Genomic DNA, 26875 nt, shown 5'->3' on the forward strand with positions numbered 1-26875 from the left:
TAGTCCGCCCCATCTGTCCGTTTTCACCCCTTTCACACCCATATGGCGGAGCCGGGTCACGCTGACGTGCGGGAGCGCCGCCGGACACGCGACGAGGTCGCCCCCACGGGCCGAGGTCGCCCCCTGGACGGGGCGACCTCGGCCGGCAGGGGCGACCTCGGTGGGGCTGGCGCGGGGCGCGTCAGGGCGTGCGGGTGTGGAACCGCAGCTGGGCCCTCTCCAGGCCCTCGGTGACCAGCAGCTCGACCGCGTCGGCGGCAGCGTCGAGCAGCCAGGGCAGGTCCTTCTGCTCCGGCTTGGCGAAGTCCCGCAGCACGAAGTCGGCCGCGTCCATCCGGCCCGGGGGCCGCCCGACGCCGACCCGGACCCGCAGGTAGTCCTTGGTGCCGAGCGCCTTGGTCGTGTCGCGCAGGCCGTTGTGCCCGCCCTCACCGCCGCCGAGCTTCAGCCGGATCTCCCCGAACGGGATGTCCAGCTCGTCGTGCACCATCACGACGCGCTCCGCCGGGACGTCGTAGTACCGCGCGAGCGCCGCGACCGGACCGCCCGACGTGTTCATGTACGTCGACGGCTTCGCGAGCACCCCGCGCGGCCCCGGCACCCCGCCCGGGCCGGTGCCGATCCGCACCTCGGCGGTCGCCGCCTGCGGGCGCCGGGACAGCACGCCGCCGCCCTTCGCCGAGAACGACGCACCCGCACGCCGGGCCAGCTCGTCCAGCACCATCTGCCCGACGTTGTGCCGGTTCCCCACGTACTGCGGGCCCGGGTTCCCCAGGCCGACCACCAACCAGCGCCCCTCGCTCATCGCGGCGCAGCTCCTCTCGTCGGACCGCCGTCACGGGCGGACCGGTCGTCCGTCCGGGAAGCAGGACGCCCGGCACCGTCGCACGGTACCGGGCGTCCCAGCAGGGTCGGCGCGCCCGCGGGACGCGCCTGTCGGATCACTCCGCGGCGGCGGCCTCGGCCTCGGCCTCGTCGGCGGCGCGGTCCTCGGCGGAGACGCTCGGGACCGTGACGGTGACGATGACCTGCTCGGCGTCGCCCTCCAGCACGGAGCCGGACGGCAGGGTGATCTCACCGGCGGTGATCGCGGTGCCGGCCTCGAGACCCTCGATGGAGACCTCGACGTTCTGCGGCAGGTGCGTCGCCTCGGCCTCGAGGGACAGCGTCTGGATCTCGACGATGTGGATCGTGCCGGGGGCCGACTCGCCCACGACGACGACGGGGACCTCGACGGAGACCTTCTCGCCGCGGTTCACGATGAGCAGGTCGAGGTGCTCGATGACGTTCTTGACCGGGTCCTTCTGGACGTCCTTGGCCAGGGCCAGGACCGGCTTGCCGTCGACCTGGATCTCGAACAGCGCGTTCGAGGCGCCCTTGAGGGCCAGCATGGTCTCGTGGCCCGGGAGGGCGACGTGGACCGGGTCGGTGCCGTGCCCGTACAGGACGGCGGGGATCTGGTGCGCGCGGCGCAGGCGGCGCGCGGCGCCCTTGCCGAACTCGGTGCGGGCGGTGGCGGCGAGCTGGATCTCGGACACGGGTGACTCCCAGGTGTGAGGGCGGTGGCGACGGTGGTGGCCTCGACGCGGGGCGCTGGACGGGCACGCGGAGGCGTTCCACCCTGTCGATCACGGAGCGTGAGCGTCCGCCGGAGCTTCTCCGGTGGCCGTCCGACATCCCTCGCCGAGGCAACTTCCCCATGATAGCGGCGCCACGCCCGCGCGCGAAACCGCCCCCCGCGCCCGCGCCTTCTCCTGCCCACCCTCGCCGAGATAGGACCGTCCCGCCGAGTCAGGTCCGCAGACCGCCCTACCTCGACCCGGAGGCCCTGTCTCGGCGCGGCGACGCGCGGGGAGCGCGGGGTCCGGTCAGGACTGGCCGTCGAACAGGCTGGTCACCGAGCCGTCGTCGAACACCTCGCGGATCGCGCGGGCGATCAGCGGCGCGATCGACAGCACCGTCAGCTTCTCGAACCGGTGCTCCTCGGGGATCGGCAGCGTGTCCGTGACGATGACCTCGCGGGCCCCGCACTGCTGCAGCCGGTCCGTCGCGGGGTCGGACAGCACGCCGTGCGTCGCCGCCACGATGACGTCCTTCGCGCCGGCCTCGTGCAGCACGCGCACGGCGCCGGTGATCGTCCCCGCGGTGTCGATCAGGTCGTCGACGAGCACGCAGGTGCGGCCCTCGACGTCACCGACGACGCGGTTCGCGACGGTCTTGTTCGGCTGGCGGATGTCGCGCGACTTGTGCACGAACGCCAGGGGGCCGCCGCCGAGCTTCTGCGCCCACAGCTCGGCCACGCGGATGCGGCCGGCGTCGGGCGACACGACGGTGACGTTCTGCACGTCGACGCGGGTCCGCACGTAGTCCGTGAGGATCGGCATCGCCCACAGGTGGTCGACCGGGCCGTCGAAGAAGCCCTGGATCTGCGCGGCGTGCAGGTCCACGCTCATCAGGCGGTCGGCGCCGGCCGTCTTGAACAGGTCCGCCATCAGGCGGGCCGAGATCGGCTCGCGACCGCGGTGCTTCTTGTCCTGGCGGGCGTAGCCGTAGAACGGGGCGATCACGGTGATGGTCTTCGCGGAGGCGCGCTTGAGCGCGTCCACCATGAGGAACTGCTCCATCAGCCACTGGTTGATCGGCGCCGCGTGGCTCTGCAGCACGAAGACGTCCGCACCGCGCACGGACTCCGCGAACCGCACGTAGATCTCGCCGTTGGCGAAGTCGTAGGCCGTGGTGGGCAGCAGGTCGATGTCGAGGCTCTTGGCCACGGCGGCGGCGAGCTCGGGGTGCGCGCGGCCCGAGACGAGGACGAGGCGCTTCTCACCGTCCTGCGAGACGATCCCGGTCATCGTGCGGTGTCCTCCGTGCTGGGCTGGGCGTCGGGCAGCGGTGCCGGGTGGTCCGGCAGGTCCGGTGGCGGCTTCGGTGCGCCGGTGCCCGCGGCCTGCCCGGCGCGCTCGCGCTCGGCGCGGGCCTGCGGGGACAGGTCGGCGTGCTCGTCGCGAGCGCGCGCGGCGGCCTCGGCGGCCGGCGTCCCCGGGCGGGACCGGGCGACCCAGCCCTCGATGTTCCGCTGGGCGCCGGCGCTGACCGCCAGGGCACCCGCGGGGACGTCGTGCCGGATCACGGAGCCCGCGCCGGTGTACGCGCCGTCGCCCACGACGACCGGGGCGACGAACATGTTGTCCGAGCCGGTGCGGGCGTACGAGCCGATGGTCGTGCGGTGCTTGCGGACGCCGTCGTAGTTGACGAACACGCTGGCCGCGCCGATGTTCGTCTCCTCGCCGATGGTCGCGTCGCCCACGTAGGACAGGTGCGGGACCTTCGAGCCGGCGCCGATCTCCGCGTTCTTCGTCTCGACGAACGTGCCGATCTTGCCGCGCTCGCCCAGGACGGTGCCGGGGCGCAGGTAGGCGAACGGGCCGACCGTGGCGCCCGCGCCGATCACGGCCAGCGAGCCGTGCGTGCGGATCACCGTCGCGCCCTCGTGGACCTCGACGTCCTGGAGCGTGGTGTCGGGGCCGACGGTCGCGCCGCTCGCCACCGCGGTGGCCCCGAGCAGCTGCGTGCCGGGCAGCAGCGTGACGTCCTGCGCGAGCTCGACCTCGACGTCGACCCACGTGGTCGCGGGGTCGACGACCGTGACGCCGGCGCGCATCCAGCCGTCCAGCACGCGGCGGTTCAGCTCCGCGCGCAGGACCGCGAGCTGCGCGCGGTCGTTGACGCCCTCGACCAGCACGGGGTCGTCGGTGCGCAGCGCGCGCACCCGGCCGCCGTCGCCGCGGGCGATCGCCAGCACGTCGGTCAGGTAGACCTCGCCCTGCGCGTTGTCCCGGCCCAGGCGGCCGAACGCCCCCCGGAGCACGGCGGCGTCGAACACGTAGACGGAGGAGTTGATCTCGGCGATCGCGCGCTGGGCGTCGGTCGCGTCCTTCTCCTCCACGATGCCGAGCACGTCGCCCGCCTCCGGACCCTCGGTCGCGCGCAGGATCCGGCCGTAGCCGGTCGGCTCCGCGACCTCGGTGGTCAGGACGGTCACGGCGTTGCCGTCGGCGGCGTGCGCCGCGAGCAGCTCGCCGAGCGTCTCGCCGTCCAGCAGCGGGATGTCGCCCGCGAGGACCACGACCGGGCCCTCGACGAGGACGCCCGCGGCGGAGCCCGCGTCACCCTGGCCGTCGTCCGCGGAGGCGGCCTCGGCCTGCGCGGCGGCGTCCAGCACGTTCAGCGCGCACTGCACGGCGCGGCCGGTGCCCGGGACGTCGTCCTGGTCCGCGACCAGGACCTGCGGCAGCAGCTCGCGGGCGTGCGCCGCCACCTGCTCGCGCTCGTGCCGGACGACGACGGCGGTGCGTCGCGGGTCCAGCGCCTGCGCGGCGGCCAGCGCGTGGCCGAGCATGGAGCGGCCCGCGAGGGTGTGCAGGACCTTGGGTGTGGCCGATCGCATCCGGGTGCCCTCGCCTGCGGCGAGGACGATGACCGCAGCGGGTCGGGGGGTGGTCACCTGGGGGTGCTCCCTCGGAAGAGGTCTGCCCGGTGCGCCCGTGGGGCGGACAGGGCGGGGACGTCGTGCTCCGGCACTCTACCGCCGCGCGGGCCCCGCTCGTCGCGGTCCGGGTCGCCGGGGGCGAGGTCCGGGGTGACGATGGCGACGACGACGGGGCCGGTCGACCGCGCCCCGCGACACCGCGAGGAGGACGACGTGACGACGACCCCCGCACGGCCCCGGCTGGTCCAGACGGTGCTCGACACCACGGACCCGCGGCGGCTGGCCGAGTTCTACCGCGAGCTGCTGGGCCTGCGGTACCGGGACGGCGACGACGTGACCGACCCCGACGGCGACGACTGGCTCGTGCTGCACGGCGACGGGCGCTGGCCGCTGGCGTTCCAGAAGGTGCCGCAGATCACGCCGCCGACCTGGCCCGACCCGACCGTGCCGCAGCAGCTGCACCTCGACATGACGGTCCCGGACGCCGCGACCCTCGACGCCGTGCACCCCTGGGTGCTGGGCCTCGGCGCCCGGCTGCTGCTCGACCGGCGCGACGACCCCGATGAGCCGCTGTACGTCTACGCCGACCCCGACGGGCACCCGTTCTGCGTGTTCGTGGGCTGAGCAGATCACCCACCGCCGCTCGTGGGCCTCACGGCTCGACTCGTCATCTCTGCGCCTCCGGCACGTCCGCGTACACGTCGGCGTGCCGGTCGAGCACGCCGAGCCGGTCCGCGGGCCAGACCGTCAGGAACGCCCTGCCCACCACGGTGTCGACGGGGATCGCCCCACCCCCGGCATCGAGGAGGTGGTACGTCGAGTCGGAGGACTGCTGACGGTTGTCCCCCATCACCCACAGAGAACCCTCGGGAACCACCACGTCGAACGCGACGCTGCTGGGGCTCGATCCCGGTGCCGTGTACGACGACTCGTCGATCCCGACGCCGTTCACGGTGAGCGGGTCCCCGCGTCCCGAGGACACCACGCGGTCGCCGGGCAGCGCGATCACGCGCTTGATGAGGTGGTCCTCCGACGGCTGTGGCAGCAACCCGAGCGCGACCAGCGCCGCCTGCACAGCGTTCGTCGGCGCCGCCTCCCCGTCGGGCAACCAGCCTCCTGGGTCGGAGAAGACGACGACATCGCCGCGTCGGAGGTCGACCAGCCCGGGCACGAGCTTGTTCACGAGCACCCGGTCACCCTCGCGCAGCGTGTCCCGCATGGACGCGCTCGGGATGAAGAACGCCTGGGCGAGGAACGTCTTCACGACCAGCGACATCATGAGAGCGCTGATCAGGATGACGGCGACCTCCCGTACGAACGCAACGCCGTTCCCCCGGGGCCCGCGCCGGGCGTCCGACTGCCCTTCGCCCGGCACGACGGACGAGCCCGCTCGTGATCGTCGGATCGGAGACCTGAGTGCCACGCGGGAGCCTTCCGGGACTGAGGGCGGGCCCCGGGCGTGCCACAGGGCGTGCTCGGTCGAGCACCCGGCCACGCTAGAGCGACGACTCTGACGCGCAGGCCCGCAGCCGCGCGACGACGACTCCGGTGAGTGGTCGAGCGGTGTCACTGCGTGGTCGTGGACCGCCCACGGGTCCGTGATGGGAACCCGACTGAGTAGTGCGGTGCAGGACTGCTCGGTGATGCACGGAGGTAGGCCGACCCCGACGGGCACCCGTTCTGCGTGTTCGTGGGCTGAGCCGGCCTCACCAGGCCCAGGACGCGTCGGGGAGCGGGACGGGGCAGGCGCGGCGCCGTCGGGGAGCATCTCGAAGTGCCACGCCTCGTTCGCGTAGGTCCGGCACAGGCCGTGCTCGAGCCCGTGCTCCTGGAGCCACGCGATCCCGTCGGCCGACCCCACGTCGACGGCGAGCCCCTGCACGTGCGCCGACTGCTCCGGGGGCAGCACCCAGCGGTGCGCCTCCGCGGGGTCGCCGTACCGCGCCAGCGCCTCCTCGACGAGCCGCTGCTGCTCCTGCGCGGAGCGCCACCCCGACACGAGGCGCAGGTCGACGCCGTCGGCGGCCGCCGCGGCCTGCGCCGCGTTGAACCGGTCCGCGAGGTCGGGGTGCAGCCCCGTGGCAGGGGACGCGTCGGTGGCCGGCGTCCCGGAGGCAGCAGGGAGACCCGGTAGGCCCGAGGGCGGCACGCCGACCGCCGCGCGCACCTGCGGCACGAGGAGGACGGCGCCCGCGACGACCAGCACCCCGAGGGCACCGAGGAGGGCACGGGCGGGCGCGGACAGCGGGCGGGGGTGGGGGCGGTCGGGGTCCATGCGTCCAGCACACCGCGGGGCGGCGGCGCCCGTCGTCCGACCAGGGCCGGACCCCGCGGCGGCCGGGTCCGACCACGGGACGGCGGTCGGGGTGGTCCTCCGGTCGGTCGCGCCCACGGCCGGCGTCACCGGCTCCGCCCCCAGGATTCGAACCCGGACCTCAAGGCACCAAAGGCCTGTGTGCTGCCGTTACACCAGGGCGGACCGCGTCCCGGCGCACCGGACCGCGTCGGTGAGCCAGTCTGCCAGGCGCCGACCCGCCGTCGCCCCCTGCTCCGACGCCGCGCCTGAGAGGATGGCCCGATGAGTCCCGAGCCCCGCCGCGCGCCGCGCACGACGCGAGCCCGCATGACGGCCCACCAGCGCCGCGAGCAGCTGCTGGACGTGAGCCGCCGGCTGTTCGCCGAGAAGGGCTTCGAGCAGACGTCCGTCGAGGAGATCGCGTCCCGGGCGGAGGTGTCCAAGCCGGTCGTGTACGAGCACTTCGGCGGCAAGGAGGGCATCTACGCGGTCGTCGTCGACCGGGAGATCCAGGCGCTGACCAGCGCCCTGTCCGGCGCGCTGGACGAGGGCGGGCACCCGAAGGTCATGGTCGAGCGCTCGGCGCTGGCGCTGCTCGGGTACATCGAGGACTCCGAGGACGGGTTCCGGATCCTGGTCCGCGACTCGCCGGTCGCGCAGGCCACGGGCACGTTCTCCAGCCTGATCGGCGACGTCGCCACCCAGGTCGAGCACCTGCTGGCCGAGCAGTTCAAGAAGCAGCACCTCGACCCCCGCACCGCGCCGATCTACGCGCAGATGCTGGTCGGCATGGTCGCGCTCACCGGCCAGCACTGGCTGGACGCCCGCAGCCCGAGGAAGGCGGACGTCGCGGCGGCCCTGGTGAACCTGGCGTGGAACGGGCTGTCCGGCATGGAGCGCCGCCCCCGGCTGACGACGGCGCCGCCGACGAAGCGCCGCGCGGCGCGGACCGACACGGAGGCGGTCGGCGGCCCGGCCGGGGAGCCGGCCCCGGGCGTCGAGTAGCCTCGCCCGCATGTCCGCCGCCGTCCCCCCGCGCCCGACCGCGTCGCCGGCCCGGGACGAGGTCGACCGGATCGTCGAGGCGTGGGCCCGGGAGCGCCCGGACCTGGACGTCGCGCCGCTGTCGGTGCTGTCCCGGGTGACCCGGTTGTCGCGGCACCTGGACCTCGCGCGGCGGCAGGCGTTCGCGCGGCACGGGCTGGAGCCGTGGGAGTTCGACGTGCTGTCGGCGCTGCGCCGCGCGGGCGCGCCCTACCGGATGTCGCCGGGGGCGCTGCTCACCCAGACGCTGGTGACCAGCGGGACGATGACGAACCGCATCGACCGGCTGGCGTCCCGGGCGCTCGTGGAGCGGCTGCCGTCGCCGGACGACCGACGCGGCGTGCTGGTCAGCCTCACCGAGGAGGGCCGGTCGCGCGTGGACGCGGCGATGTCGACGCTGCTGGACGTCGAGCGCGCCCTGCTCGGGTCCCTGCCCGCCCCGGACCGCACCCGCCTGGCGGACCTCCTGCGCACCCTCGTCGCCCCCTTCGACACCCCCTGACCCGACGACGAGAGGTCACGACACGCGGGACCGGAGCGGGTCCGGGCAGCGTGTCGTGACCTCTCGTCAGCGCGGTGGGCGCGGAGTGGGCGTGGGTGCGTGGTGCGGGGGTCAGGCCGCCTTGGCCAGGGCCTCGGAGAAGCTTGACGCGGCGGCCGGTGCGCAGCACCGAGCGGGAGTAGATGCGCGCGCCGATCGCGGTGACGCCGACGGCGGTCGCGCCGAGGATCACCAGGGACACCAGCGGCTCCCACCAGGACGCCTCGCCGAGGAACAGCCGCACCGGCATCCCGACCGGGGCGCTGAACGGCACGTACGACATGATCGTCAGCACCAGGCTGTTGTCGTTGAAGAAGATGACGCCGAAGTACGGGATCATCACGAGCATCATCACCGGGGTCAGCACCGGGCCGGTGTCCTCGACGCGGGAGACCAGCGACGCGGCGGAGGCGAACAGCGCCGCCAGCAGCACGAACCCGACGAGGAAGAACAGCACGAACCAGGCCACCGGCGCCCCCACGAGGCCCAGCAGGTCGTCCTGGCCGGTGACCACGAGGCCGATGACGGCGACCGCGGCGATGGCCGCGATCTGGCCGACGGCGAGCACCGTGTTGCCGAGGATCTTGCCGCCGAGCAGCGCCCGCGGGGACACCGTGGACAGCAGGATCTCGACGATGCGGGACTGCTTCTCCTGCACCGTGTTCTGGGCGATGGTGCTGCCGAACGTCATCGCGGCCATGAAGAACGCGATGCCGAACACGAACGACACGATGTAGCGCAGGCCGGCGGAGGTGCCGGTGTCGTCGAGCAGCTCGACGGGCGGGGTCACCGCGAGCGCCTGCAGCACGCCGTCGGGGGCGGAGTCGAGGCCGACGACCACGACGCCGAGCGGGTTGTCCGCGTCGTCGTCGGGCAGGACCGCGGCGGTGACCTCCTCGGACTCGACGAGGGCGCGGGCGGCGTCGGCGTCGGCGGCCTCGACCGCCTCGAGCCCGTCGACGTCGGCGATCACCGACGCGGTGGCGGGGACGACGGCGACCTTGGTGTCGCCGCCGCGGAGCCGGTCGCCCAGCACGGAGGTCAGCACGATGCCGGCGAGGACGAGGACCAGGAGCACGGCCGTCGAGATGAGGAACGACTTGCTGCGGGCCTGCGTCATGATCTCGCGCTCGGCGACCATGAGGGTGCTCTGCACGCCGCCGGGGGCGGCGGGGCGCGGGCGCGGGGTGGGCGTGCTCATCGGACCGTCTCCTTCGTCCGCGCGGCGGCGGGCTCCTCGTCGTGGCGCTGCTCGTCGCGGACGATGTCGCGGAAGATCTCCGCGAGCCGCGGCTGCACCGGGGCGAACTGCTGCACGGGCGCGGCGTCCAGGGCGGCGCGCAGCACGCGCTGGGCGGTGGCCTCGTCGGCGTCGAACAGGGCGTAGCCGCCGTCGAACTCGACGACCTGCACGCCGGGCTCGGTGCGCAGCCAGCCCATGTCCCCGGACGAGGTGATCTCGTAGCGGGGCTCGGCGTACCGCCGGCGCAGCGCCTCCTTCTCCCCCGCCGCGCGGATCTTCCCGCCGGCGATGACGACGACGTCGTCGCAGAGCCGCTCCACCACGTCGAGCTGGTGGGACGAGAACAGCACGGGCACCCCGCGGGCGGCGTGCTCGGACAGGACGCCCAGCACGACGTCGACAGCCATCGGGTCGAGGCCGGAGAACGGCTCGTCGAGGATCAGCACCTCGGGCTCGTGCACCAGCGCGGCGGCGATCTGCGCGCGCTGCTGGTTGCCGAGGGACAGGTCGTCGACCGGGCTGGTCAGGCGCTCGCCGAGGCCGAGGCGCTCGAGGATGTCGCGGGCCCGCTCGGCGGCGGCGCGGCGGTCGTAGCCGTGCAGCCGCGCGAGGTAGGTGATCTGGTCGAGCACGTGCATCTTGGGGTAGAGGCCGCGCTCCTCCGGCATGTAGCCGAACGCCCGGCGCTCGTCGTGGCCGAGGGGCCGGCCGTCGATGGTGACCGTCCCGGAGTCCGGCGTGAGCACGCCGAGCAGGATGCGCATCGTCGTGGTCTTGCCGGCGCCGTTGCCGCCGACGAACCCGGTGAGCTTGCCCCGCTCCACCGAGAAGCCCACGTCGTCCAGCACCAGGCGGTCCCCGAAGGACCGGTGGATGCCGTCGAGCTGCAGCATGTCGTCTCCCGTGTCGTCTCGTCGTCGGCGGTGGTCCGTCCGACGGGGTCAACGCTAGGAGCCCCGCCCCCACCGGCACCTCGGCCGCCGGACGGAACTTCGCCGGGCCGGGGGCCTCCGCCCCGAGGGGGAGGGCGTCAGTCGGTGAGGCCGTGCTCGAACGCGTAGACGACGGCCTGCACCCGGTCCCGCAGGCCCAGCTTGGTCAGGACGTTGGACACGTGGGTCTTGACGGTGGCCCTGCCCAGGACGAGCTCGGCGGCGATCTCGTCGTTGCTCAGGCCCCGCGCGACGAGGCGCAGCACCTCGAGCTCGCGCTCGGTCAGCCCGGAGGCGGAGGCGGCCGCGGGGTCGCGCGGGGGCAGCACGCCGGCCGCGGCGCTCCCCCCTGCGGCGGAGCCGCCGACGACCGCGCGGGCGATCACGGCCCGGGTCACCTCGGGGGACAGCAGCGCGTCGCCGGCGGCCACGGCCCGCACCGCGTCGGCCAGCTGCTCGGGCCGGGAGTTCTTCAGCAGGAACCCGGCGGCGCCGGCCTGCAGGGACTCCAGCAGGTAGTCGTCGCGGTTGAACGTGGTCAGCACGAGCACGCCGGCGGTGACGTCGGGGTCGGCGGTGAGCCGCCGGGTCGCCTCCAGGCCGTCGACCTCGGGCATCTGCACGTCCATGCAGATCACGTCGGGCCGCAGGGCGCGCGCGAGCTCGACGGCCTCGCGCCCGTTGCTCGCCTGCCCGACGACCTCGATGTCCGGCGACGCGCCGAGGATCGTCGCCAGCCCGGCGCGCAGCAGCGCCTGGTCGTCGGCGAGCAGCACCCGCACGGGTCGGTCGGGTCCGAACGCCACGGGCTCCGCCGCGTCGTCGACGATCTCGGTCATCGTGCTCCTCCAGCTCGCGGTGCGAGCGGCACCCGCGCCCGCACCAGGTACCCCCCGCGCCCGCGGGCGCCCGTCTCGAGCGTGCCGCCGTCGGCGGCGACCCGCTCCCGCATCCCGACCAGCCCGAGGCCGCCGGACGCCATCCGCACGCGCCGGCCCGCTGCGGCGTCGTTCGCGACCTCCAGCTCGACGGCGTCCGGGGCGTACCGCAGCCGCACGTCGACCCGGGCGCCGGTGCCCGCGTGCTTGCGCACGTTCGTCAGGGCCTCCTGGCAGATCCGGTACAGGTTCAGCGAGGTCAGCGGCGGGACCCGCAGCGGGTCGCCGACGACCTGGTACTGCGCGACGAGGCCGGCGTCGGAGGCCTGCTGCACGAGCTCCGGCAGCCGTTCGACGCTGAGCGACCCGACGGCGTTGCCGGCCTCGGTCTCGGCGCCGGTGTGCCGCAGCGTGCTCAGCAGCCCGTGCAGCTCGTCGACGGCCTCCCGCGCGGAGTCCTCGACCTGCTCGAGGGCGGCGGCGGCCTGCTGCGGGTCGGCGCCGAGCACCATCCGCGCGGCGGCGGCCTGCACGCCCATCATCGACACGTGGTGGGCGACGGCGTCGTGCAGCTCGCGGGCGAGGCGGAGCCGCTCGATGGCGACGGCCTGCTCCTCCACGCGACGCCGCTCGCCGACCAGCTGCCTGCCGCGCCACTCGGTGCGGGCGCGCTCGCGCGCGGCGCCCCAGGCGTGCTCGCCGAACCACCACGCCCCGGCGAAGTACAGGATGTTGGTGAGCAGCTGGATCAGCAGGAACGCGACCAGCGGGGAGAACGCGCCGGCGTTCGAGAACCCCTCGATGCCCTCCGGGTCGGTGACGGCCTGGAACATGGCGATCAGCAGCCAGACGAACATCCCGACGACCACCACGGCGCGCACCCACACCGCGCGGGTGCGCCGCGGCTCCCAGGCGCCCACGGAGTACAGCGCCATGAACAGGGCGATGTTGGCGAACAGCGTCTCCGGCACGCGCGTCTCGGCCAGGACCACGAACGCGACCGCCACGACGACCGCGACCGCGGACGGCCACCGGCGGCGCACGGCGAGCGGCGCGCTGAGCCCGAGCAGCACCAGGACCGACACCCACCCGGCCGCGGGCTCGTCGTACATGCCCGCGGTCCGGCCCAGCGCCAGGCTGAGCACCCCGCCCACGAGCAGGCCCGCGGCGAGCAGCACGTCGGCGCGGCGCTGGTCCCCCGTGATCGGCGCCCGCTGCCAGCCCGGGGCGTCGGGGTCGTCGACGACCTCGGGGGCGGTCGCCAGGTCGGCGGCGGCCGGGGCGTCGGGGGCAGCGGGGTCGTCGGGGGCAGCGGGGTCGCTGTCGGGGCGGAGCACGCACCCACCGTATCGGGACGAAGGTGACGTACCGAGCCGGTCGGCAGCGCGTCAGCGCGTCACGGTGAACCCGCCCGCCGCGACCCGCACCGGACCGCCCGCCCGGACGGCGACCCGCCGCGCGATCCGGCCGTCCGGCTCGTAGGCCGCACCCGACCCGTCCGCCAGGGCGGCGACGTCCGTGCCCCGCGCGGTCGCGCCGGCGTACAGCACGGCGTCCCCGCCGGTGGTGGTCCACCGGGCGGTGGCGACCGCGGGGCGCAGCAGCAGCGCGTCGAGCCGCAGCTCCCCGCTCTCGGCGGTGCACCGCACGGTGACAGGCCCGCGGTCGGGGAGCGGCCGGTCCAGCAGCTGCGGCACCAGGCTGCCGTCCGCCTCCGTGAGCCCGGCCGGGCCGGTGCCCCCGTTCTGCGTCCGGCCGAGCCGCGGACCGCCGACCACCTCCCACCGTGCACGACCGGAGTCCGCGGCGGTGCGCCACACCAGCGGCAGCGCCCACGCCCCGGGTGCGGCGCCGACGTCGAACTCCACCCACTGCCCGGCGGGCACGCGGACGTACCCGGCGCCGACCAGGTTGCCCTCCCCGGTCCAGGCGCCCCCCGCGGGCCGCACGACGGTGCACCCCGGGCCGAGCCGCGCGGACTCGGCGTCCAGGACGCGCAGCCCGTCGTGCGCGGCGAGGCCCGTGACGCCCCGGGCGATCTCCGCGACGTCCGGCCGGGCGTCGAGCAGCTGCATGGCGAGCAGGGCGTGGATCGTCGACTCGGCGCCGGCGTTCCGGTTGACCCGGCCGTCGGTCTCGACCCCGTCGGCCGCGACGCCGGTGGCGGGGTCGTAGACGGGCACCCCGGCGGTGTTCGCGCCGAAGAACCAGCCCGCCGCCAGGCCGCCGAGCACCCGCAGCCCCGGCCCGCCCCCGGCGTCGGCGGCCGCGAGCGCCGCGGCCACCCGGCCGTGCGCGCCGTAGGCGATCTGCGCCTCCGCGGGGGTCGGCGCCCACGCGTTGGCAGGTCCGCCGGTGGCGAGCAGCAGGGGCGTGAACGTGCCGGCGTCCGCGAGCGCCGCCCGGGTCCACTCCCGGCGGCCCCGCAGCGCGCCCGCGGCGGCGAGCGCCTCGGGCGCGGCGGCACCCCACGCGTGCCAGAACCCGGTCGACCCGGTCCACGGGAGCACGGCGCCGAACGGCCATCCCCGGGTGTCGGTGCGCATCACGGCGACGCCCTCGGCGTACCGGTCGAGCGCCCGCGCCAGGCGGCCGTCCGCGGGCAGCGCACGGACCGCGGCGACCAGGCCGAGCAGGGCCTCGGCGGTCGCGTCGGCGCCGCCCGCGATCAGCCACGCGGGCAGCCGGACGCCGTCGCTGGGCACCCGCTGCCCGTACCGGGACAGCGACTCCTGCTCGAGGGCGTCGAGGCACCGGTGCAGCCGCTCCAGGAGGAACTGCGCGAACGCGGGGTCGTCGGCGGCGAAGGCGGCGTACCCCTCGCCGAGCGCCCACACCGTGCGGGCGAGCCAGTACGACTCGGCGGAGTCGGACGGGTCGGGCAGCTCGACGGGCTCCGCGCTCGGGTTGAGCGTGCCGTCGGCCTGCTGCCAGAGCACGACGCGGCCGGCGTCGTTCTGCAGGTACGTCAGGGCGCGGAGCACCTGGTACGCCTGGTCCCGGCTCGTGGCGTCGCTCGTGGACCGCCAGTGCCGCAGCAGCACGACGGCGCACCGGGCGATGTCGTCGGCGTTGTACGCGCCCTGGGACCAGGCCCCGGTCGCCGGGTCGAGCGTGCCGCCGCCGACCCGCCGGAACCCGGTGCCGTCGCCGAGCGCGTCGGCGTAGGTCCACGGGGCGAGGGCGGCGGGCTCCTCCGCGATCCGGTACGTCGTGTGCGCCCCGGCGGCGACCAGCGGCACGGTGTCGAGCAGGAACCGCAGGTGGGCGAGGTTGGTCAGCGGGGTCGCCGGGGGCGCCGGCCGGCCCGCGGGGCGGAGCCGCGGGGTGGTGGTCGAGGCGGCGGGGCCCGCGGTGGCGACCGCCACGGGGACCACCGCGCAGGCCGTGAGGAAGGTGCGTCGGGTCGTCATCGTCGGGCTCCTGCGTCGGTTCGGTCGGCGGGTGGTGGTCGGCGGGCGGCCGGCGGGTGGTCGGCGGGTCAGGCGCGCAGCGACGCCCCCCACGGCCGGGCGGGGTCGTGCACGGCGACGGCGAGGGTCGTGTCGGACTGCCCGTAGTAGGCGAACCACTGCCCGCGGTGCTGGACCAGGCCCTCGACGAACGTCACGTTGGACACCAGCCCGTGCCGGTCCTCGAAGGTCTGCGGCCGCAGCCAGGGGTCCTGGAGGCGGGCGAGCACCCGGGTGGGGTCGTCGGGGTCGATGGCGATCTGCCCGCACCGGTAGTCGACGTCCACGGTGCCGTCGTCGTGCACGGTGCGGGTGGCGCCGTTGGTCAGCATCACGAGCAGCCCGTTGTCGGTGAGCACCGGCGAGGTGCCGATCTCGACCAGGTCGGCGTCGAACGACCCCGGGGTGGGCTCGTACATCGGCTCGGTGTCGGGCGTGCCGGGGGTCCAGTGGATCAGGTCGTCGCTGGTGGCCCAGTAGATCGCCCCCTCGCCGAAGTACATCCACCACTTCCCGTGCATCTGCACGGGGACGATGACGCCGGCCTTGGACCAGTCGTGCCCGCGCGGGTCGACGGTGGCGAAGGTGTCGAACCCGGGGAACAGCGGGCCGTGCCGGGTCCAGGTGCGCAGGTCGGTCGACGTCGCGAGGCACAACCGCGCCGCGTGCCGGTCCCAGCCGGTGTAGGTCAGGTAGTACGTGCCGTCGATGGACGCGACCCGCGGGTCCTCGCAGCCGTACCGCTCGTAGTCCTCCTGCGGGGACAGCACCGGCTCGTCCTCGCGCTCGAAGTGGTAGCCGTCCCGGCTCCGCGCGAGGCCGATGTGGGACACGATGTCGTCCGCGTGCGCCCGGTAGAGCAGCACGACCTCGTCGTCGACGACGAGCGCCGCGGGGTTGTAGAGGTTCGCGGACTCCCAGGAGCCGCCGCGCGGACGCAGCACGGGGTTGCCCTCGTAGGGCACGAACGGGCCGAGCGGGAACGCCGCGCCGGTGAACCAGGGGGTGGTGGTCATGGGGTCAGCCCTTCACGGCGGAGCCGAGGTCGGTGGCGCGGAAGTACCGCTGGAACAGGCAGAACAGGACGACGACCGGGAACGCCAGCGCGCAGGCGCCGGCGAGGATCGCGCCGTTGGGGTTGGCCGCGGTCTGCGCGACGTTGGAGATGTAGTTCGCGAGCGACACCGCGAGCGGCTGGAGCGCCGCGTCCTTGGTGATGAGGAACGGCCAGAGGAACTCGTTCCACGGCCCGATGAACGTGACCAGCACGACGGTCGCCAGCGCGGGCCGGACCAGCGGCAGCGCGACCGAGCGCAGGATCCGCAGCTCCCCCGCGCCGTCGATCCGCGCCGCCTCGAACATCTCCCGCGGCAGCGCCCGGAAGAACTGGGCGAAGATGAACACCGCCGTGGTGTTGATCGCGAACGGCAGGATCATGCCGAGGTAGGTGTCCCCGAGGCCGTAGCCGCGGGTGACCTGCACGTACAGCGGGATCATCAGCAGCTGGAACGGCACCATCTGCACCAGCAGCATGAGCGCCCAGGTCAGCCGCCGGCCGGGGAACTGCAGCCGGGCGACCGCGTACCCCGCGAGGGTCCCGAGCACGACGGTGCCGAGCAGCACGCCGGTCGTCATGACCAACGAGTTGACCAGGGAGCCGACCAGGTCGATCCGCGAGTCGATCTGCGCGAAGTTGTCGCCTGTCCACCCCGAGGTCGGCACCAGCCGGTCGGGGGTGTTGGTCGGGTTCTCCTGGAACGCGCCGACCACCATGAAGTAGAAGGGGAACGCGAACACCAGCGCCGCTGCGGCGAGCAGCACGTGGCGCACGATCCCCGGAGCACGTCGGGTGCGCACGGTCACCTCTCCCGGTTCAGGCGGTTGGCGGTCAGGGACAGCAGCCCGACGACGACGACCAGCAGCATGCCGATGGCCGCCGCGGTGTCCGGGTTCTGCTGCTGGATGCCGCGCTGGTAGATGAGCAGCACGGGGGTGACGGACGCGCCGTCGGGGCCGCCGCCGCTGGTCAGCAGGTACGGCTCGGTGAACAGGTTGGTGCCGGTGATGATCGCCAGGATCAGGACGAGCGTCGTGGTCGTCCGCACCCCCGGCACCGTCACGTTGAGGAACCGCTGGAACCCGCTCGCGCCGTCGGTCTCGGCCGACTCGTGCAGCTCCCGGGGGACGTTCTGCAGCGCCGCCAGGTAGAGCAGCACGTAGAACCCGAGCTGCTTCCAGGTCACGAACAGCGCGATCGTCGGCATCGCGAGCCCCTTGTTCACCAGCCACGACGGGTCCGGGGCCAGCGGCCCGAGCACGGCGTTGACCAGCCCGTTCGACGAGAACAGCAGCAGCCACACGCCGACCAGCGACACGCTCGCCGTCAGGTACGGCACGTAGTACGCGACGCGGTACGCCGCCGCCCACCGCACCCCGGCGTTCAGCGCCGACGCCAGCACCAGCGCGAGCACCACCGTCAGCGGCACGTTGATGACCAGGAACACCGCGGTGTTCCGGAACGACCGCAGCACCTGCGGGTCGGTCAGCACGGCGACGAAGTTGTCCAGCCCGACGAACGGCTTCGGCACCTCGACGCCGGGGGCGGTGAAGAAGTAGTCGTGCACCGACATGTATCCCGCGAACCCGAGCGGGTAGGCGAACACGACGAGCACGAACACCAGGTACGGCGCGGCGAGCAGCGTGCCGACCGGCTGCCCGCCCCACCAGCGGCGGCGACCCCGCCGGGCCGGGGCGGGCGCGCGGCGTCGCGCGTCCGGCCCGGCGGTCACGGCGGTCACGTCAGCCCTGCACGAGGTCGTCGATCTTCGCCGCCGCGGAGCTGAGGAACTCCTCCACGTCGGTGCTCGCGAAGATCACCGCGGACGAGTACGCCTCACGAAACGTCTGCCACACCTCGATGGAGCTCGGGATGCTGGGCACGTCGCCGGTGCGGGCGGCCTGGTCGGCGAACACCTCGTACTCGGGGTTCGCCGCGAAGTAGTCCGGGTACGTGGCCGCCAGGTCCTGCCGCAGCGGCATCTGGCCGGTGGCCTCGAGCAGCGCGCCGTCGTTGTCCTCGCTGGTGGAGAACTGCAGGAACTCCCACGCGGTGCCCTGGTTCTCGCAGGACGTGAACATCGAGACGTTCTTCGAGTCGGCGAACGTGGTGACGTCGTCGCGGCCGTCCGAGGTCGGCACCGGCATGAAGCCCACGTCGACGCTGTCGGCGTACGAGGCGATCGCCCACGGGCCGGCCATCTGCATGGCGGTCTGCCCGGTGACCATCGCGTCGTCGGTCGACTCCTCCTGGGGTGCGAGACCCGCGGCGTAGACCGACGCCCAGAAGTCGCCGACCGCCTGGCCCGCCTCGCTGTCGAAGGTCGCGGCGCCGTCCTCGACGAGCAGCGTGCCGTCCGTCTCGGCCAGGTACACCGGGTAGAAGTCGAACCACGGCTGGTAGAAGTCGTTGGTCGGCGACGGCCAGATCGCGCTGGGCGCGGCGCCCGAGTCGACGATCTGCTGCGCCCCGGCGAGGAACGCGTCGAACGACGCCATCTGCGGGTCCTCCGGGTCGAGTCCCGCCTGGGCGAACAGCGCCTTGTTGTACATGACCATCACGGGGTTCGACTTCCACGGCAGCTGGTAGTAGCCGCCGTCGGTCTCGTACTGGGTGACCGCGTCCCCACCGCGTTCGGTGAGGTAGTCGGCGCCGCCGTCGAACGTCGCGAGGTCGACGAGGCCGCCCTGCCGCACCCAGCCCGGCACCGCGGCGCTGGAGATGTTGTAGACGAGGCACGGCGCGGTCCCCGCGGTGATCGCGGCGGTGATGGCCTCCTCCGAGGACGCGCCCGCCGGGATCTCCTGGGCGGTGACCTGCTCGTCGGGGTGGTCGGCGTTCCAGGCGTCCACGACGTCCTGGCCCCAGCCGACCTCCTGCTCGTTGTTGGACAGCCAGACGGTGATCGGGCCGGTGGCGGTGGTGGCGTCGGCGGAGCCGCCGTCGTCGCCCCCGCCGGAGCAGGCGGCGGCGGACAGGGCGACGGCGGCCACCAGGGCGGTCGTGCGGGCGGTCGTGCGGGTGGTCCTCGCGGTGCGGGTGGTCCTCATGGGAACTCCTCCTCGAGCTCAGGGGGCGGTGCTGGTGGGGGCGGTGCCGGTGGGGGCGGGGTGGTCGTGGGTGGTGCGCGGAGCGGGGGCGTCGGTGCTGGCGCGCAGCCGCAGGACGGTGCAGTCGACGGTGACGGACGTGGGCGGGTCCCCCGCGACGTCCGCCAGGAGCCGGGTGGTGGCGACCCGGCCGCGTCGGGCGGGGTCGGTGGACACGCTGGTCAGGGCCGGGCTGAGGTGCGCGGCCAGGTGGTCGTCGTCGAACCCCGCGACCGCGAGCGCGTCGGGGACCGCGATCCCCCGGCTCTGCGCGTAGGACGCCCCGGCGATCGCCATCGTGTCGTTCGCGTAGAGGATCGCGGTGGGCCGGTCGGGCAGCTCGAGCAGCTCGGCGGTGGCCGCGCGGCCGCTGCCCGCGGTGAAGTCGGCCTCGCGCAGCAGCGCGCGGGAGCCGACCGCCTGCACGTACGCCCGGGCGCGGGCCCAGGAGTGCACGTAGTCGAGCGGGCCGGCGACGTGCGCGATCCGGGTGTGGCCGCGGGCCCGCAGGTGCGCGACGAGCTGCCGCACGGGCGCCGCGTCGTCCGTGCGGACGCACGACATCGTGGTCGGTCCGTCGTACGCGCCGAGCAGCACCGCGGGCAGGCCCAGCTGCTCGAGGAACGGCACCCGCCAGTCCTCGCGGTGCAGGTCCAGCACGATCACGCCGTCGGCGCGCCCCGCGACCATCGCCCGGTAGGCCCGCTCCTCCGCGGCGCGGTTGCCGACCACCTGGAGCACGAGGGCGACCTCCCGCTCCGCGAGCGCCTGCTCGACGCCGGCGATGAACGCGGGGAAGAACGTGTCCGAGGCGAGGATCGCCGGGTCGCGGCGCAGGACGACGCCGATCGCGTTGGCCCGGCGGATCGCGAGCGCGCGGGCGCTGGAGCTCGGCACCCAGTGCAGCTCGCGCGCGGCGGCGAAGACCCGGGCCTTGGTGGGGGCGCTGATCGGCCGGTTCCCGCTGTACGCGTGGGACACCGTGGCCTTCGTGACCCCGGCGGCGCGGGCCACGTCGGAGATCGTCGGACGGGACATCATCACTCCCTCGTGATGGACGTGCTGCGACCGTAAAAGCGGTTTGACGATGGCGCCAACCGGTTTGACGCGGGCTGTGGATGCCGGCTGGACGACGGTGCGACGGCGGCTGGACGACCGCCCGGCGCCTACGCTGGCCCGATGGCCCACCTGCTCGGCGGCGAAGCGCTGCACCTGTCCTTCCCCACCAAGAACGTCTTCGACTCGGTGACCGTGGGCCTCAACGAGGGCGACCGCGTGGGCGTGGTCGGCCGCAACGGCGACGGCAAGTCCTCGCTGCTGGCACTGCTCGCCGGGCGCCTCACCCCGGACACCGGCCGCGTGACCGTCCGCGGCGGCGTGCGGATCGGCGTGCTCGACCAGTCCGACACCCTCGACCCGGCGCTCACCGTCGGCGCGGCCGTCGTGGGCGACCGCGCCGAGCACGAGTGGGCCGGCGACCCGAAGGTCCGCGACGTGGTGTCCGGCCTGGTCGGCGACCTGCCGTGGGACAAGCTCGTCGGCGACCTGTCGGGCGGCCAGCGGCGCCGCGTCGCGCTGGCCGCGCTGCTCGCCGGGGACGACGACGTGCTCATGCTCGACGAGCCCACCAACCACCTCGACGTCGAGGCCGTGACCTGGCTCGCCCGGCACCTGAACCGCCGCTGGTCGTCGAACGCCGGCGGGCTGCTGGTCGTCACCCACGACCGGTGGTTCCTCGACGAGGTCTGCACCGCCACCTGGGAGGTGCACGACGGGATCGTCGAGCCGTTCGAGGGCGGGTACGCCGCGTACGTGCTCCAGCGCGTCGAGCGGGACCGGATGGCCGCCGCCTCGGAGGCCAAGCGCCAGAACCTCATGCGCAAGGAGCTCGCCTGGCTGCGTCGCGGCGCCCCCGCGCGCACGTCCAAGCCGAAGTTCCGGATCGACGCCGCGAACCAGCTCATCGAGGACGAGCCCCCGGTGCGCAACCCGGTCGAGCTGTCCCGGATGGCCACCGCGCGCCTCGGCAAGGACGTCGTCGACATCGAGGACGTCTCCGTGTCGTACGGCGACCACCAGGTGCTGCGCGACGTGACCTGGCGGATCGCCCCGGGCGAGCGCACGGGCATCCTGGGGACGAACGGCGCCGGGAAGTCGACGCTGCTCGGCCTGGTCACCGGGGCCGTCACCGCCACCTCGGGCCGGGTGAAGCGCGGCAAGACGATCAAGGTCGCGACCCTCACCCAGGAGCTCGCGGAGCTCGTCGAGATCGCCGACGACCGGGTCAACGACGTCGTCGCCCGCTACCGCACCTCGTACGTGGCCGGCGGCAAGGAGATGACCCCCGGCCAGCTGCTGGAGCGCCTCGGCTTCACGGCCGTGCAGCTGCAGACCCCCGTCAAGGACCTGTCCGGCGGGCAGCGGCGCCGGCTGCAGCTGCTGCTGATCCTGCTCGACGAGCCGAACGTGCTGGTGCTGGACGAGCCGTCCAACGACCTCGACACCGACATGCTCGCGGCGATGGAGGACCTGCTCGACACCTGGCCCGGCACGCTGCTGGTCGTGTCGCACGACCGCTACCTGCTGGAGCGGGTCACCGACCAGCAGTACGCGGTGCTCGACGGTCACCTCCGGCACGTGCCCGGCGGCGTCGACGAGTACCTGCGGCTGCTGGAGCGGTCCCGCGCCGGCGCGGGGGCGACGACCACGGGCGCCCCGACGGAGGCCACCGGCGGCGCGGGCGCGTCCACGACCACCGGCCTCGACGGCGCGGAGCTGCGCGCCGCCAAGAAGGAGCTCGGCGCCCTCGAGCGGCGGATCGCCAAGATCACCGGCCAGATCGAGGCGCTCGACAAGAAGATGACCGAGCACGACCCCGCGGACTACGGCGGCCTGACGGCCCTCGGCGAGGAGAAGCACGCCCGCGAGGCGGAGGTCGCCGAGGTCGAGGAGCGGTGGATGGCGCTGGCGGAGGTCCTGGAGGGCTGACCTCGGCGAATGTCGTGCGGCATTCACGGCGCTTGTCCGAGAATGTCCTCGTGGGTCACGGGTCGAGCGGTGGACGCATTCTCGCGATTCACCCGTCCGGGGGTATGGTCCCGCTCGATCCGACCCCCGCCAGACAGGACGACCCGTGCCCGGAACCAGCGCACCGACCGAGGACGACCAGCTCCAGCGCGGCCTGACGAACCGCCACGTCCAGCTCATCGCGATCGGCGGCGCCATCGGCACCGGCCTGTTCCTGGGCTCCGGGCGGACGATCTCGCTCGCCGGTCCGTCGGTGCTGCTGGTGTACGCGGTCATCGGCTTCATGCTGTTCTTCGTCATGCGGGCGATGGGCGAGATGCTCCTGTCGAACCTCGAGTACAAGTCGTTCCGCGACATGGCCGGCGACGTCCTCGGGCCGTGGGCCGGGTTCGTCACCGGCTGGACGTACTGGTTCTCCTGGATCGTCACCGGCATCGCCGACGTCGTGGCCGTCGCCGGGTACGTCGACTACTTCGCGCCCGACCTGCCGCAGTGGGTGCCCGCGCTCGGGCTCGTCGCGCTGCTGCTCACGCTCAACCTCGTCGCCGTCCGGCTGTTCGGGGAAGCTCGAGTTCTGGTTCGCGATCATCAAGATCGTCGCGATCGTGGCGCTGGTCGTCACCGGCGTCGTGCTCGTCGCGACCGCGTACCGCGGGGCCGACGGCGTCCAGGCGTCGCTCACCCACCTCTACGCCGACGGCGGCCTGTTCCCGCACGGCTTCACCGGGTTCCTCGCCGGGTTCCAGATCGCGATCTTCGGGTTCGCCGGCATGGAGCTCGTCGGCACCGCCGCCGCCGAGACCCGCGACCCCGAGACGACCCTCCCCCGGGCGATCAACGCGATCCCGCTGCGGGTCGGCCTGTTCTACATCGGCGCGCTGCTCGTCATCATGGCGGTCACCCCCTGGCGGCAGATCAGCCCGGAGGTCAGCCCGTTCGTCGAGATGTTCGCGCTGGTGGGCCTGCCCGCCGCGGCGGGCGTCATCAACCTCGTCGTGCTGACCTCGGCGGCGTCGTCGGCGAACAGCGGCATCTTCTCCACCTCGCGGATGCTCTACGGGCTCGCGCACGACGGCGTCGCCCCGCGGTCCTTCCGGCGGCTGTCGAAGCACCACGTCCCCGCCCGCGGGCTGCTGTTCTCCTGCGCGTGCCTCGTGCCCGCCGTCGCGCTGCTGTACGCCGGGCGGTCCGTGATCGAGGCGTTCACCCTGGTGACGAGCGTCGCGACCCTGCTCTACCTGGTGGTCTGGACGATGATCCTGCTGTCCTACCTGGCGTACCGCCGGACGTACCCCGAGCGGCACGCGGCGACCCGGTTCGGCATGCCCGGCGGGCGGGTCATGTGCTGGGTGGTGCTGACGTTCTTCGCCTCGATGGTGGTGGTGCTCGCGCTCGAGCCCGACACCCGGGCGGCGCTGCTCGTCACGCCGGTGTGGTTCGGGGCGCTCGCCGTGGCGTGGCTGGTGCTGCGGCGGCGGCACGGCGGCACGGGCCCCGCAGGTGCGGTCCCCGGCGGCGCGCCCACCAGCAGCGCCGCTCCGGCCGGCGCGTCGGACCCCACGGGCGAGGCGGATGAGCGCGAGCCGGTGACCGTCGCGCCCTGACCACGAGCGGGCGCCGAACCCTCCACAGGCACCCGCGGCGCGCGTCGTCCTGCTCCGCGCGGTCGGGAAGCTGGGGTTGATGCGCGCCCGCCGCCCCCGCCACGATGACCGGGGCGGGCAGCGAGACGACGAGAGAGAGGTGCCCGGTGGACCGGATCGAGCAGGAGTTCGAGGACAACCGCCGCCGACGGGAGCTGGTCCAGAGGGACCCGATGGTGCAGCAGGCGGTGGCGCGGTTCATGGTCACCGCGGACGCGGGGCTCGGCATCCGGACCCCCCAGTGGGTCAGGGACCTCGCTGAGTCGGGTCCGGCGTACGACGACGACACCTACCCCTGAGCCCTCACTAGGATCGACGCCATGTCCCGCATCCTCAGCGCCGTCGCCTGGCCCTACGCCAACGGCCCGCGCCACATCGGTCACGTCGCCGGCTTCGGCGTCCCCTCCGACGTCTTCAGCCGCTACATGCGGATGGCGGGCCACGACGTGCTCATGGTGTCCGGCACCGACGAGCACGGGACGCCCATCCTCGTGCAGGCCGAGCAGGAGGGCGTCAGCCCGCAGGAGCTCGCCGACCGGTACAACCGGGTCATCGTCGAGGACCTCGCGCAGCTGGGCCTGAGCTACGACCTGTTCACCCGGACCACCACCCGCAACCACTACGCCGTGGTGCAGGAGATGTTCCGCACGGTGCACAAGAACGGCTACATGGTCGAGCGGACGACCATGAACGCCATCAGCCCGTCGACGGGCCGCACGCTGCCCGACCGCTACATCGAGGGCACCTGCCCGATCTGCGGCTACGACGGCGCGCGCGGCGACCAGTGCGACAACTGCGGCAACCAGCTCGACGCGATCGACCTCAGGAACCCCCGCTCGCGGATCAACGGCGAGACCCCGAAGTTCGTCGAGTCGAACCACTTCTTCCTGGACCTGCCGGCGTTCGTCGACGCGCTCGGCGACTGGCTGCGCACCCGGACCGAGTGGCGGCCGAACGTCCTGAAGTTCTCGCTCAACCTGCTGGACGACGTGCGCCCGCGCGCCATGTCCCGCGACATCGACTGGGGCATCCCGATCCCGCTCGAGGGCTGGGAGGACAACCCGTCCAAGCGGCTCTACGTGTGGTTCGACGCCGTGATCGGCTACCTGTCCGCGTCGATCGAGTGGGCGCGCCGCTCGGGCGACCCGGAGGCGTGGCGGCAGTTCTGGACGGATCCCGAGTCGCTGTCCTACTACTTCATGGGCAAGGACAACATCACCTTCCACTCGCAGATCTGGCCGGCCGAGCTCCTCGGCTACGCCGGCGGCGGGTCGAAGGGCGGCGAGCCGGGCGCGTTCGGGCGGCTGAACCTGCCGACCGAGGTCGTGTCGTCCGAGTTCCTCACGATGGAGGGCAAGCAGTTCTCGTCCTCGCGCGGCGTCGTGATCTACGTCCGCGACATGCTGAGCCGCTACCAGCCGGACGCGCTGCGGTACTACATCTCCACCGCCGGGCCGGAGGCGCAGGACGCCGACTTCACCTGGGCGGACTTCAAGCGCCGCACCAACGACGAGCTCGTCGCGGGCTGGGGCAACCTGGTCAACCGCACCGCGAGCATGATCCACAAGAACGTGGGCGCGATCCCCGAGGCCGGGCAGCGGTTCCCCGTGGACGAGGCGCTGCTCGCGCAGACCACCACCGCGTTCGGCCGGGTCGGCGAGCTGATCGGCAAGCACCGGCACCGCGCCGCGATCGGCGAGGCGATGCGCGTCGTCGGCGAGGCCAACCGGTACATCTCCGAGACCGAGCCGTGGAAGCTCAAGACCGACCCGGAGCGCCTGGGCACCGTCCTGCACACCGCGGCGCAGGCCGTGAGCGACTGCAACACGATGCTGTCGCCGTTCCTGCCGCACTCCGCGCAGGCCGTGCACGAGGCGTTCGGCGGCACCGGCACGTTCTCGCCGCTGCCCCGGATCGACGAGGTCACCGACCTCGACGACCCGTCGCGGCGCTACCCGGTCATCACCGGCGACTACCGCCGCGGGGAGACGCTGCCGGTGTGGCAGCCCCGCGCGGTCGTCCCGGGCACGCCGGTCGAGAAGCCGACGCCCGTGTTCACCAAGCTCGACGACGACATGGTCGAGACCGAGCTCGAGCGCCTGCGGCAGGGCTGAGTGGGCCGGTCCCGCAACCGCCCGCGCGGCTGGGCCCCGTCGCCGGAGCCGCTGCCGGTCCCGGTGGTCGACGACCACACGCACCTCGAGTCCGTGCTGGCCGTCACCGCCGAGGCCGGCGCGGACGCCGGCGACGAGCCCGCGCCGGTCACGCTCGACGACCACCTGGACCGGGCCGCCGCGGTCGGCGTGCCGCGGATGGTGCAGGTCGGCTGCGACCTGGACGCCGTGGCGTGGACCGACGCGGTGCTGCGCGTCGACGCCGGGGAGCCGGACGCCGTCGCGCCGGTGCCCCTGCGCCACGGGCGGCGCGCGCTGCTCGGTGCCGTCGCGATCCACCCGAACGAGGCCGTGCTGCACGCCGGCGTGCACGAGGTCGCACCCGACGGGCTCGAGCCGGACCCGCAGCCGCGGCACGACGTGTCCCTGGACGACGCCCTGGCCCGGGTCGCCGCCGTCGCGCGGGCCAACGACCGGGTCCGGGCCGTCGGCGAGACCGGGCTCGACTTCTTCCGCGCCGGCCCACGGGGTCGCGCGGTGCAGCGCGAGGCGTTCCGCGCGCACGTCGCGCTCGCCAAGGAGCTCGGGCTCGCCCTGCAGATCCACGACCGCGACGCGCACGACGACGTGGTGGACGTGCTGCTGCGCGACGGGGCCCCCGAGCGCACGGTGTTCCACTGCTTCTCCGGCGGGGCCGCGCTCGCCGAGGTGTGCGCGCGCGAGGGCTGGTTCGCGTCGTTCGCCGGCCCGGTGGGCTACCCCGCGAACGCCGACCTGCGCGCCGCCCTGCGCGTGCTGCCGCTCGACCTGCTGCTGGTCGAGACCGACGCCCCGTACCTGACCCCGCACCCCCTGCGCGGCCGCCCGAACGCCCCGTACCTGCTGCCGCACACCGTCCGTGCCCTGGCCGCGGAGCGCGACCTCGACCTCGCGGACCTGTGCACCACCCTGTCGACGACCACCACCCGCGTCTACGGCGCCTGGTGACTCCCCCGGCGCCGGACGAGTGGTCACGACTCGCTGGCGCGACGGGCGCGGGACCGGCGTGTCGTGACCTCTCGTGCACCCGC

General features: G+C 74.0%; 21 protein-coding genes, 1 tRNA gene and 2 pseudogenes. 8 read left to right on the top strand and 16 right to left on the bottom strand.

Going from position 1 to position 26875, the window contains the following annotated elements; all coding sequences use genetic code 11:
- Positions 1 to 181: 181 nt before the first annotated feature.
- From pth to glmU, 4 genes are all read right to left on the bottom strand, one after another.
- Positions 182 to 805 carry an aminoacyl-tRNA hydrolase gene (gene pth, locus AC1VL8_RS01300; RefSeq protein WP_483073817.1) on the bottom strand — a complete coding sequence of 208 codons (624 nt, stop codon included), beginning with the start codon at positions 803 to 805 and terminating at the stop codon, positions 182 to 184.
- Between the two features lie 136 nt (positions 806 to 941).
- Positions 942 to 1538, bottom strand: a complete 597-nt coding sequence (locus AC1VL8_RS01305) for a 50S ribosomal protein L25/general stress protein Ctc (RefSeq protein WP_389231269.1) — start codon at positions 1536 to 1538, stop codon at positions 942 to 944.
- Between the two features lie 330 nt (positions 1539 to 1868).
- Entirely contained in the window at positions 1869 to 2852 is a 984-nt protein-coding gene (locus AC1VL8_RS01310; RefSeq protein WP_389231272.1) for a ribose-phosphate diphosphokinase, read from the bottom strand.
- Positions 2849 to 4504 (bottom strand): bifunctional UDP-N-acetylglucosamine diphosphorylase/glucosamine-1-phosphate N-acetyltransferase GlmU, encoded by a 1656-nt coding sequence (glmU, locus tag AC1VL8_RS01315; RefSeq protein ID WP_483073818.1) that lies wholly within the window; start codon positions 4502 to 4504, stop codon positions 2849 to 2851. Before glmU ends, AC1VL8_RS01310 begins: the two co-directional genes overlap by 4 nt.
- A 198-nt stretch (positions 4505 to 4702) precedes the next feature.
- On the opposite strand from glmU, the gene AC1VL8_RS01320 reads away from it, so the two are divergent.
- Positions 4703 to 5113 (top strand): VOC family protein, encoded by a 411-nt coding sequence (locus AC1VL8_RS01320; RefSeq protein ID WP_483073819.1) that lies wholly within the window; start codon positions 4703 to 4705, stop codon positions 5111 to 5113.
- Between the two features lie 43 nt (positions 5114 to 5156).
- Here the strand turns inward: AC1VL8_RS01320 and lepB are convergent, their stop codons facing one another.
- On the bottom strand, positions 5157 to 6764 hold the full coding sequence (lepB, locus tag AC1VL8_RS01325) for a signal peptidase I (protein WP_483073820.1): 1608 nt from the start codon (positions 6762 to 6764) through the stop codon (positions 5157 to 5159).
- Positions 6765 to 6896: 132 nt separating this feature from the next.
- Positions 6897 to 6968 (bottom strand) — tRNA-Gln (locus tag AC1VL8_RS01330).
- Positions 6969 to 7112: 144 nt separating this feature from the next.
- Between AC1VL8_RS01330 and AC1VL8_RS01335 the strand changes: the two genes are divergently transcribed.
- Entirely contained in the window at positions 7113 to 7790 is a 678-nt protein-coding gene (locus tag AC1VL8_RS01335) for a TetR/AcrR family transcriptional regulator (RefSeq protein WP_483073821.1), read from the top strand.
- A 10-nt stretch (positions 7791 to 7800) separates the two neighbouring features.
- Entirely contained in the window at positions 7801 to 8331 is a 531-nt protein-coding gene (locus tag AC1VL8_RS01340; protein ID WP_389231286.1) for a MarR family winged helix-turn-helix transcriptional regulator, read from the top strand.
- A gap of 247 nt (positions 8332 to 8578) precedes the next feature.
- Here the strand turns inward: AC1VL8_RS01340 and AC1VL8_RS01345 are convergent.
- From AC1VL8_RS01345 to AC1VL8_RS01390, 10 genes and pseudogenes are all read right to left on the bottom strand, one after another.
- Positions 8579 to 9571 (bottom strand): annotated as a pseudogene (locus AC1VL8_RS01345) (ABC transporter permease); the annotation flags it as partial.
- On the bottom strand, positions 9568 to 10506 hold the full coding sequence (locus AC1VL8_RS01350) for an ABC transporter ATP-binding protein (RefSeq protein WP_389231292.1): 939 nt from the start codon (positions 10504 to 10506) through the stop codon (positions 9568 to 9570). The gene AC1VL8_RS01350 and the pseudogene AC1VL8_RS01345, both read right to left, overlap by 4 nt.
- Before the next feature lie 137 nt (positions 10507 to 10643).
- On the bottom strand, positions 10644 to 11384 hold the full coding sequence (locus tag AC1VL8_RS01355) for a response regulator (protein WP_389231295.1): 741 nt from the start codon (positions 11382 to 11384) through the stop codon (positions 10644 to 10646).
- Positions 11381 to 12760, bottom strand: a complete 1380-nt coding sequence (locus AC1VL8_RS01360; RefSeq protein WP_483073822.1) for a sensor histidine kinase — start codon at positions 12758 to 12760, stop codon at positions 11381 to 11383. The genes AC1VL8_RS01355 and AC1VL8_RS01360 overlap by 4 nt, the downstream gene beginning before the upstream one ends.
- 51 nt (positions 12761 to 12811) lie before the next feature.
- Positions 12812 to 14836 carry a hypothetical protein gene (locus AC1VL8_RS01365; protein ID WP_483073823.1) on the bottom strand — a complete coding sequence of 675 codons (2025 nt, stop codon included), beginning with the start codon at positions 14834 to 14836 and terminating at the stop codon, positions 12812 to 12814.
- A 68-nt stretch (positions 14837 to 14904) separates the two neighbouring features.
- Positions 14905 to 15891, bottom strand: coding sequence for a glycoside hydrolase family 130 protein (locus tag AC1VL8_RS01370; protein WP_483073824.1), 987 nt, complete (start codon positions 15889 to 15891; stop codon positions 14905 to 14907).
- A 4-nt stretch (positions 15892 to 15895) separates the two neighbouring features.
- Positions 15896 to 16648 (bottom strand): carbohydrate ABC transporter permease, encoded by a 753-nt coding sequence (locus tag AC1VL8_RS01375; protein ID WP_483076167.1) that lies wholly within the window; start codon positions 16646 to 16648, stop codon positions 15896 to 15898.
- An 86-nt stretch (positions 16649 to 16734) separates the two neighbouring features.
- Positions 16735 to 17664 carry a carbohydrate ABC transporter permease gene (locus AC1VL8_RS01380; RefSeq protein WP_389232583.1) on the bottom strand — a complete coding sequence of 310 codons (930 nt, stop codon included), beginning with the start codon at positions 17662 to 17664 and terminating at the stop codon, positions 16735 to 16737.
- Positions 17665 to 17674: 10 nt separating this feature from the next.
- Positions 17675 to 18982, bottom strand: a complete 1308-nt coding sequence (locus AC1VL8_RS01385) for an extracellular solute-binding protein (protein WP_483073825.1) — start codon at positions 18980 to 18982, stop codon at positions 17675 to 17677.
- Between the two features lie 18 nt (positions 18983 to 19000).
- Entirely contained in the window at positions 19001 to 20059 is a 1059-nt protein-coding gene (locus AC1VL8_RS01390) for a LacI family DNA-binding transcriptional regulator (RefSeq protein ID WP_483073826.1), read from the bottom strand.
- Positions 20060 to 20200: 141 nt separating this feature from the next.
- Between AC1VL8_RS01390 and AC1VL8_RS01395 the strand changes: the two genes are divergently transcribed.
- The 5 genes and pseudogenes from AC1VL8_RS01395 (at position 20201) to AC1VL8_RS01415 (ending at position 26792) form a co-directional block, all read left to right on the top strand.
- Positions 20201 to 22009 carry an ABC-F family ATP-binding cassette domain-containing protein gene (locus AC1VL8_RS01395; RefSeq protein WP_483073827.1) on the top strand — a complete coding sequence of 603 codons (1809 nt, stop codon included), beginning with the start codon at positions 20201 to 20203 and terminating at the stop codon, positions 22007 to 22009.
- A gap of 145 nt (positions 22010 to 22154) precedes the next feature.
- Positions 22155 to 23652, top strand: a pseudogene (cycA, locus tag AC1VL8_RS01400) (D-serine/D-alanine/glycine transporter).
- Positions 23653 to 23798: 146 nt separating this feature from the next.
- Positions 23799 to 23990, top strand: coding sequence for a hypothetical protein (locus AC1VL8_RS01405; RefSeq protein ID WP_389231319.1), 192 nt, complete (start codon positions 23799 to 23801; stop codon positions 23988 to 23990).
- 21 nt (positions 23991 to 24011) lie between these two features.
- On the top strand, positions 24012 to 25805 hold the full coding sequence (metG, locus tag AC1VL8_RS01410; protein ID WP_483073828.1) for a methionine--tRNA ligase: 1794 nt from the start codon (positions 24012 to 24014) through the stop codon (positions 25803 to 25805).
- Positions 25806 to 26792 (top strand): TatD family hydrolase, encoded by a 987-nt coding sequence (locus tag AC1VL8_RS01415; protein WP_483073829.1) that lies wholly within the window; start codon positions 25806 to 25808, stop codon positions 26790 to 26792.
- Positions 26793 to 26875: the final 83 nt, after the last annotated feature.

The sequence above is a fragment of the Cellulomonas sp. KU4C genome, from assembly GCF_056868065.1.

Bases quoted from the DNA above. Each gene is read 5' to 3' on its own strand.
- AC1VL8_RS01365 (WP_483073823.1), bottom strand. From the start codon at position 14,836: ATGACGACCCGACGCACCTTCCTCACGGCCTGCGCGGTGGTCCCCGTG.
- AC1VL8_RS01375 (WP_483076167.1), bottom strand. From the start codon at position 16,648: ATGGTGGTCGGCGCGTTCCAGGAGAACCCGACCAACACCCCCGACCGG.
- AC1VL8_RS01390 (WP_483073826.1), bottom strand. From the start codon at position 20,059: ATGTCCCGTCCGACGATCTCCGACGTGGCCCGCGCCGCCGGGGTCACG.
- metG (WP_483073828.1), top strand. From the start codon at position 24,012: ATGTCCCGCATCCTCAGCGCCGTCGCCTGGCCCTACGCCAACGGCCCG.
- AC1VL8_RS01335 (WP_483073821.1), top strand. From the start codon at position 7,113: ATGACGGCCCACCAGCGCCGCGAGCAGCTGCTGGACGTGAGCCGCCGG.
- AC1VL8_RS01370 (WP_483073824.1), bottom strand. From the start codon at position 15,891: ATGACCACCACCCCCTGGTTCACCGGCGCGGCGTTCCCGCTCGGCCCG.
- AC1VL8_RS01350 (WP_389231292.1), bottom strand. From the start codon at position 10,506: ATGCTGCAGCTCGACGGCATCCACCGGTCCTTCGGGGACCGCCTGGTG.
- pth (WP_483073817.1), bottom strand. From the start codon at position 805: ATGAGCGAGGGGCGCTGGTTGGTGGTCGGCCTGGGGAACCCGGGCCCG.
- lepB (WP_483073820.1), bottom strand. From the start codon at position 6,764: ATGGACCCCGACCGCCCCCACCCCCGCCCGCTGTCCGCGCCCGCCCGT.
- AC1VL8_RS01385 (WP_483073825.1), bottom strand. From the start codon at position 18,982: ATGAGGACCACCCGCACCGCGAGGACCACCCGCACGACCGCCCGCACG.
- AC1VL8_RS01310 (WP_389231272.1), bottom strand. From the start codon at position 2,852: ATGACCGGGATCGTCTCGCAGGACGGTGAGAAGCGCCTCGTCCTCGTC.
- AC1VL8_RS01340 (WP_389231286.1), top strand. From the start codon at position 7,801: ATGTCCGCCGCCGTCCCCCCGCGCCCGACCGCGTCGCCGGCCCGGGAC.
- AC1VL8_RS01355 (WP_389231295.1), bottom strand. From the start codon at position 11,384: ATGACCGAGATCGTCGACGACGCGGCGGAGCCCGTGGCGTTCGGACCC.
- AC1VL8_RS01395 (WP_483073827.1), top strand. From the start codon at position 20,201: ATGGCCCACCTGCTCGGCGGCGAAGCGCTGCACCTGTCCTTCCCCACC.